A 7,041-nucleotide genomic window follows, 5' to 3' on the forward strand; every position below is an offset into this window, starting at 1 on the left:
GAGGTCGGGAGCGTCCCGAACGGGCCGCCCCCACCGGGAGGCCTTCTCAGCGCAGGCGCGCTACGCGCCAGACGGCCAGGACGACCACGATCGCCACCAGCACCGCGTAACCGATCACCACGCGCCAGTCGGGCCTGCGGCCCGAGCCCCTCGCCGGGACGCCCGGCCAGGTGTAGCCGACCCTGCGGGCGGCCGTCATGCCCCAGCCGGCCGCGCAGAAGCAGATCAGCAGGCCCAGCATGGCGATCACCGCGCCGCTGTCGCCGAAGTCGAAGGCGAGCGGGAAGGCGAACATCAGGGAGCCGACCGCGGCCAGGCCCACGATGGGCGCCAGCTGCCACAGACGCAGGCGGCGCTGCGGGCGGAGTTCGACCTCCACCTCGGGACCGCTCGCGAACATCTCCTCCGGCTCGGGACCGTCGGCGGTCACACCGCCGTCCACCGTGTCGTCCGGGCCGTCCGAGCTCAGCCTGTCCCCGGCCTCTTCGGTCTCACTGGGCCCGACTGCGACATGTTCGGTGTCTTGTGCGGTGTCGCGAGGGCCGGCCTCCATCGCCACGCGCCCTCCCAACCTAGGACTCCACTTGCGATCGAAGCTCGATGATGGCACGGCGCCGGAGGCCGGGATGACCGGTGGCGCATCCCGATGCCATGACGTGATCAGGCTGTGACCGGTCGTTCGACCAACGCCAGGGCCAGCCGCGGAAGTTCCTCGCGGTCCGCGGCGGCCCCACTCAACCAGTGCACGCGCGGGTCCCGCCTGAACCATGAATCCTGGCGGCGCGCGAAGCGTTTGGTGGCACGGACGGTCTCGGCACGGGCCTCCGCTTCCGTGCACTCCCCGGCGAGCGCCGCCAGGATCTGATGGTAGCCGAGGGCGCGCGACGCCGTGCGGCCCTCGCGCAGCCCGTGCGCCTCCAGTGCGCGCACCTCGTCCACGAGGCCGGCCTCCCACATCCGGTCGACGCGCAGCGCGATGCGCTCGTCGAGTTCGGGGCGGGTCACGTCGACGCCGATCTGGACGGTGTCGTACACCGAGTCGTGGCCCGGCAGGTTGGCCGTGAAGGGGCGGCCGGTGATCTCGATCACCTCCAGGGCGCGGACGATACGGCGGCCGTTGCTGGGCAGGATGGCGCGTCCGGCCTCGGGGTCGGCGGCGGACAGCCGGGCGTGCAGCGCGCCGGAGCCGCGCAGGACCAGCTCCTCCTCCAGGCGGGCCCGGACCTCGGGGTCGGTCCCGGGGAACTCCAGGTTGTCCACGGCGCCGCGGACGTACAGCCCGCTGCCGCCGACCAGGACCGGCCAGCGGCCCTCGGCGAGCAGGGCGTCGATGCGGGCGCGGGCCAGCCGCTGGTACTCGGCGACGGAGGCGGTGGCGGTCACGTCCCAGATGTCCAGGAGGTGGTGCGGGACGCCGGCACGCTCCTCGGGCGTCAGCTTGGCGGTGCCGATGTCCATCCCCCGGTACAGCTGCATGGAGTCGGCGTTGACGACCTCCCCGCCGAGCCGTTGGGCCAGGAAGACGCCGAGGTCGGATTTTCCGGCCGCGGTGGGGCCGACGACGGCGATGACACGGGGGGCCGAGGGTGCGCTGCTCACCGCACCAGTCTCGCAAACCTCCGAAGCGGGTCTCGAACGAGTTACGTGACGGTCCGTGTCCGGGCTTCGTTGCCCGTTGCGAGGTTCCCGCCGCCCACGAGAGGCGGCGACCGGGGTGGCGCCGACGGGACGCACCGGGTCACGCGGGATTTCGCTCGCACGAGTAACGTATGGAGTGGATATGGGCGTTTTTGCATGGCTCCTCGGGAAGAAGCCGAAGGCGACGACGGAGGAGCCGGCCGCCGAGGTGACGGCCGGTGTCGAGCCGACCGAATCCGCGGCGGAGAGCACGACGGAGGAGGCGGCCGCGGCGCCGGCGGCGGAGGACTCGGTGGCGGAATCGGCGGTGGCCGACAAGGACGGCGGCAGCGGAGGTGGCACCGGTCCGCAGGACCGTACGGAGCCGGAGTCCGAGCCGGAGCCCGAGCGCGACGCCTCGGTGGCCGCCGCCGAGAGCACCGAGATCCCCCAGCAGCAGTCCGCGAGGGAGGCCGCCGACAACGAGGCCGGCGAGAGCGCCCGCACATAACAGCCCGCGAGGGAAGGTGGACCATGGGTCTTTTGGAGAATTTGAAGGCCAAGCTCGCCCCGGCCAAGGACAAGGCCTCTCACCTCGCGCAGCAGCACGAGGACAAGATCGACAAACTCCAGCACGGCATGGAGAAGGCCGCGCGGGTCGTCGACGAGAGGACCAAGGGCAAGTACAGCGACAAGATCCAGACGGGGACGGGCAAGGCCAAGGACGCGATGGACCGGTTCGTGCACCCGGACGCCATGGGCGGTACGGCGTCGGCCGGCCCCACCACCCCGACCCGGTCGGAGGGGCCGCCGCCGGCCTCCTGAGCCGGGCGGGTCCCGTGGCACGGCGGACGGACGGGAGTCACCGGGCTCCCGGACGCCCGCCGTGCCACGGGCGCGTCAGGACCAGGTGGCCACCAGGTAGCAGACTCCGTACGGGGCGTCCTCGTAGAGCAGGTCACCGGCGAGGTCCGCGTTCTCGGCGGCGCCGGCGAGGACCTGCCAGGGCGCGCGACCGGAGGCCTTGAGCCGGTGCGCCAGTCCGGCGTCGAGTTCCCTGATCGCCGCGAGGTCGGCCGCGCCGAGCGCCCGGGCGACCTCGGCGTCGAAGGGGGCGGCGCGCTCGTCGAGGTAACCGGGTGCCTTGAGGGTGCGGCAGGCGCTGGCGTCGCCCATGACCAGCAGCGCGACCCGGGCGGCCCGGGCGGCGAGTTCCCGGCCGGTCGCGACACACTGCTCCGCCGCCAGCGGCTCGCCGACACCGAGCGCCTCGACCGGGGCACCGGCCCACCCGTACCGCTCCAGCAGCCAGGCCCCGACGGCGAGCGAGCCGGGCAGTTCCCGCTCCCCGCCCGGCCTCCGGCCGGTGGCTCCCAGGTGTACGTCGATCCCGACGCCGTAGCCGCGGAAGCTGCCGCGGCTGCCCTGGGGGAACACGCCGCGGCCGGGCTGCTCTGCGGGGCCGATGACCAGCAGGAGGTCGGGGCGGGCCGCGGCGAGCACGCCGAGCGCGCCGGCGCAGGCGGCACGGACCGCGTCCAGCTCGGGCGCGGCACCCGCCGCGACCTCGGGGACGAGGAGCGGCGGACAAGGGCAGACGGCTGCTGCGACAAGCATGAACGGCAGCCTACTTCCGGGCGACGCGATCAGCGCCGACCTACGAAGGCCCGCGCGGTGCAAACCCCACCCACGCCGGTCCGTACGGTGCAGGCCCCACTTGCGCTCGGTTCGCGCGGTTCAGGCCCCACACGCGCTCGGTACGCACCGTGCAGGCCCCACTTGCGCAGTGTTCGCGCGGTGCAGGCCCCACACGCGTCGGTTCGCGTGTCAGGTGCCTCCCGCGCCCGGGCCCGGCTGCTTCCATGCCCAGGGCCAGGACTCCGGGTGGGTGCTCCACGCCAGTTCGGCCAGCCGGTACATCACGTGGTGCGTGGACATCGCGCCCTCGATGGCCGCGTAGTACATGTCCCCGTCCCCCATCCGGTAGACCTGCCGGCGCTTCTGGCGCAGGACGACTCCCGGGCGGTGGGTGCAGGCGATCTCGTACAGGCGGGCACGGGCCTCCTCCCGGGTGCCCTCGAAGTGCGCCACTTCCTCGACGTCGTAGTGGTTCCCGGTGGTGCGGTCGACGACCACGACCCAGCGCCCCATCCCCCTGCCCGCCCCTTCTGGATGAGCCCGGCGCGCGCTCAGTGCGCCGCGCAGCCTCCCGTCGCCGCCGGCAGCGGCTCCGGTACCCCGATCTTCGGGAGGCCCAGCATGACACCCGCCGGTCGGGCCGCCTCCGCCGCGTTCCGCTTCTCCCAGGCGTCGCCCGCGCGGGTGCGCCGTACGCCGAGCACCGGGCCCTCGGCGAGGAGGTGGTGCGGGGCGGCGTAGGTGATCTCGACCGTGACGACGTCGCCGGGGCGGACCTCCTGGTCCGGCTTGGTGAAGTGGACCAGCCGGTTGTCGGGGGCGCGGCCGGAGAGCCGGTGGGTGGCGCCGTCCTTGCGGCCCTCGCCCTCGGCGACCATCAGTTCCAGGGTGCGGCCGACCTGCTTCTTGTTCTCGTCCCAGGAGATCTCCTCCTGGAGGGCGACGAGACGCTCGTAGCGCGCCTGGACGACCTCCTTGGGGATCTGGCCCTCCATGGTGGCGGCCGGGGTGCCGGGGCGCTTGGAGTACTGGAACGTGAAGGCCTGGGTGAAGCGCGCCTCGCGGACGACGTGCAGGGTCTGCTCGAAGTCCGCCTCGGTCTCGCCGGGGAAGCCCACGATGATGTCGGTGGTGATCGCGGCGTGCGGGATGGCGGCGCGGACCTTCTCGATGATCCCGAGGTAGCGCTCCTGCCGGTAGGAGCGGCGCATGGCCTTGAGAACGGTGTCCGAGCCGGACTGGAGCGGCATGTGGAGCTGGGGCATCACGTTCGGCGTCTCGGCCATGGCGGCGATGACGTCGTCGGTGAAGTCACGGGGGTGCGGGGACGTGAACCGCACCCGCTCCAGGCCCTCGATGGTGCCGCAGGCCCGCAGCAGCTTGCTGAACGCCTCGCGGTCGCCGATGTCGGAGCCGTACGCGTTGACGTTCTGCCCGAGCAGCGTGATCTCGCTGACGCCCTCGGCCACCAGCGCCTCGATCTCGGCGAGGATGTCGCCGGTGCGGCGGTCCTTCTCCTTGCCGCGCAGGGCCGGGACGATGCAGAAGGTACAGGTGTTGTTGCAGCCGACGGAGATCGAGACCCAGGCTGCGTAGGCGCTCTCGCGCCGGGTGGGCAGGGTGGAGGGGAACGCCTCCAGCGACTCGGCGATCTCGACCTGCGCCTCCTGCTGGACGCGGGCCCGCTCCAGCAGCACCGGCAGCTGACCGATGTTGTGCGTGCCGAAGACCACGTCGACCCAGGGGGCCTTCTTCACGATGGTGTCGCGGTCCTTCTGCGCGAGGCAGCCGCCGACCGCGATCTGCATCCCGGGCCGGTCCGCCTTCCTCGGCGCGAGCCTGCCGAGGTTGCCGTACAGCCGGTTGTCGGCGTTCTCCCGCACGGCGCACGTGTTGAAGACCACCACGTCGGCGTCCCCGTCCGCCCCCTCGGGCGCGCGCACGTATCCGGCCTCCTCCAGCAGTCCGGACAATCGCTCGGAGTCGTGGACGTTCATCTGGCACCCGTAAGTGCGCACTTCGTAGGTCTTGGGTGCCTGAACGTCCACTACCGGGCTCCGGTCGCTGCTGCTGGTCATGCGTCAAGGGTAGGCGGTCCCGAGCGGGGGGCCGTCCGGCAGCCGCCGCGGGCGGGCCGGAGTGGTACGACCCGCCCGTTCCGTCATCGCCGGACGGGCCCGTTCACCTCCGGAACAGTTCGTTCAGGTCCGACTGCGGGAGCTGGGCCTCGGCGTACGAGAAGGTGCCCCGTTCCGCCAGCTCCCGTGCCGCGCCCAGCAGCTGCGCGTACATCGTCCGCGCGATGCTGCCACCCACCGTGACCCGGCGCACCCCGAGTTCACGCAGCTCGGCCAGCGACAGGTCGCCGCCCGTCAGCCCCATGACCACGTTCAGCGGCCCGTCGATCTCCTTCACCAGGGTGCCGATCGTCGCCGCGTCGGCCGCGCCCGGCACGAACGCGCAGTCCGCGCCCGCCGCGAGGTATGCGTTGGCCCGGTCGACGGCCTCCGCGAGCGGGCCTCCGGTCAGCAGCACGTCGGTGCGGCCGACCAGGACGAACGGCTCGCCGGCCGCGTCGACGGCCTGGCGTGCGGCACGGATGCGGTCGGCCGAGAGCTCCGGGTCGTACAGCGGGCGGGAGCGGTCGCCGGTGAAGTCCTCGATGTTGCCGCCCGCGGCCCCGGCCCCCAGGGTCATCGTGATCGTCTCGGCCACGGTCTCGGGAGCCTGGCCGAAGCCGTCCTCCAGGTCCGCGCTCACCGCGACGCGCAGCTCCGCGGCGATCTCACCGATGCGGCCCATCATCGTGTCGCGGTCGATCCGGTCGCCGCCGTAGTCGTGGTCCGGGCGGCCCAGGGAGAAGGCCACCCCCGCGCTGGTGGTGGCCACGGCCGGGAACCCGGCCGACTCCAGGACACGGGCGCTTCCCGCGTCCCAGGCGTTGGGCAGCAGGAAGCAGCCTTCCCGGTGCAGTTCGACGAAGCGTGCGGCCAGTTCACGGCGTTGGATGTCCACACCGGCCAGTCTGGCAGCCGGCACTGACACTCCTGCGGCGCCCGACGTGCCGGACGGCGTACTGTCGTGGGCGTCCGGCGTCCGGCGTCCGGCGTCCGCCCGACCGAGCCACCGAGGAGCATCCGTCCCGTGACCTGCCGAGTCGTCCTCGTCGCCCCGGCGATCACCCGTTCGCTGCGGCGGGCCCGCTTCGACGACGGCGACTCGATCGAGAACCCCGGGGCGGTGGCGCTGGCCCTGCCCGCCGCCGCACGCGCGGTCAGCTCGCCGAGCGTGCGCTGCCGTGAGACGGCCGCCGCGCTGGGCCTGGACGCCGCGGCGGAGCCCGCGCTGGCGGGCCTGGACGCCGGGCGCTGGCGGGGGCGGACGCTGGAGGAGGTCGGCGCCGCCGAGCCGCAGGCGCTGGTCCGGTGGCTGTCCGAGCCGGGGGCCGCGCCGCACGGGGGCGAATCGGTACGGGAGTTCTGCGCGCGGATCACCACGTGGCTGGAGACCGCCGGCGGGACGGCGGGCAGAACCGTCGCCGTGGTCGAGCCGGAGGTGGTCCGGGCCGTGGTGCTGCACGCGCTGGGGGCGCCCGAGGCCGCGTTCTGGCGCCTGGACGTGCCGCCGCTGACGGCGACGGAGGTCACGGGCGGCCCCGGCCGCTGGAACGTACGGCTCGGCCAGGCCGGCGGCTAGGTGTGCTGTTCGGACAGGTTGGTGACGCGGCTGGCTGGGGGTTGGCCTCCGATGCCGGTGTGGGGTCGGTGGTAGTTGTACCAGTGAAGC

General features: G+C 73.2%; 9 protein-coding genes. 3 read left to right on the forward strand and 6 right to left on the reverse strand.

Going from position 1 to position 7,041, the window contains the following annotated elements; all coding sequences use genetic code 11:
- Window positions 1–46: 46 nt before the first annotated feature.
- Together AB0G52_RS31930 and miaA are read right to left on the reverse strand one after the other, a co-directional pair.
- Complete coding sequence (locus AB0G52_RS31930; protein WP_132893655.1) at window positions 47–553, reverse strand: hypothetical protein; 507 nt, start codon at window positions 551–553, stop codon at window positions 47–49.
- Window positions 554–660: 107 nt separating this feature from the next.
- Window positions 661–1,599, reverse strand: a complete 939-nt coding sequence (gene miaA, locus AB0G52_RS31935; protein ID WP_361341105.1) for a tRNA (adenosine(37)-N6)-dimethylallyltransferase MiaA — start codon at window positions 1,597–1,599, stop codon at window positions 661–663.
- A gap of 181 nt (window positions 1,600–1,780) precedes the next feature.
- On the opposite strand from miaA, the gene AB0G52_RS31940 reads away from it, so the two are divergent.
- Both AB0G52_RS31940 and AB0G52_RS31945 read left to right on the forward strand, forming a co-directional pair.
- Window positions 1,781–2,128, forward strand: coding sequence for a hypothetical protein (locus AB0G52_RS31940; RefSeq protein ID WP_132893632.1), 348 nt, complete (start codon window positions 1,781–1,783; stop codon window positions 2,126–2,128).
- Between the two features lie 23 nt (window positions 2,129–2,151).
- Window positions 2,152–2,442 (forward strand): antitoxin, encoded by a 291-nt coding sequence (locus AB0G52_RS31945; protein ID WP_132893634.1) that lies wholly within the window; start codon window positions 2,152–2,154, stop codon window positions 2,440–2,442.
- 75 nt (window positions 2,443–2,517) lie between these two features.
- Here the strand turns inward: AB0G52_RS31945 and AB0G52_RS31950 are convergent, their stop codons facing one another.
- The 4 genes from AB0G52_RS31950 to AB0G52_RS31965 all read right to left on the reverse strand — a co-directional run bounded on the left by AB0G52_RS31950 (window position 2,518) and on the right by AB0G52_RS31965 (window position 6,294).
- A complete protein-coding gene (locus tag AB0G52_RS31950) occupies window positions 2,518–3,234 on the reverse strand; it encodes a class III extradiol dioxygenase subunit B-like domain-containing protein (protein ID WP_132893636.1) in 717 nt (238 codons plus the stop codon).
- 210 nt (window positions 3,235–3,444) lie between these two features.
- Entirely contained in the window at window positions 3,445–3,768 is a 324-nt protein-coding gene (locus AB0G52_RS31955; RefSeq protein ID WP_132893638.1) for a hypothetical protein, read from the reverse strand.
- A 38-nt stretch (window positions 3,769–3,806) separates the two neighbouring features.
- A complete protein-coding gene (gene miaB, locus AB0G52_RS31960) occupies window positions 3,807–5,333 on the reverse strand; it encodes a tRNA (N6-isopentenyl adenosine(37)-C2)-methylthiotransferase MiaB (protein ID WP_132893640.1) in 1,527 nt (508 codons plus the stop codon).
- A 103-nt stretch (window positions 5,334–5,436) separates the two neighbouring features.
- Window positions 5,437–6,294, reverse strand: coding sequence for an isocitrate lyase/phosphoenolpyruvate mutase family protein (locus tag AB0G52_RS31965; protein WP_361341111.1), 858 nt, complete (start codon window positions 6,292–6,294; stop codon window positions 5,437–5,439).
- A gap of 105 nt (window positions 6,295–6,399) precedes the next feature.
- Between AB0G52_RS31965 and AB0G52_RS31970 the strand changes: the two genes are divergently transcribed.
- Entirely contained in the window at window positions 6,400–6,951 is a 552-nt protein-coding gene (locus AB0G52_RS31970) for a histidine phosphatase family protein (protein ID WP_361341114.1), read from the forward strand.
- Window positions 6,952–7,041 lie beyond the last annotated feature (90 nt).

Source organism: Streptomyces sp. NPDC021562 (assembly GCF_040640875.1).
Lineage (GTDB): Bacteria > Actinomycetota > Actinomycetes > Streptomycetales > Streptomycetaceae > Streptomyces.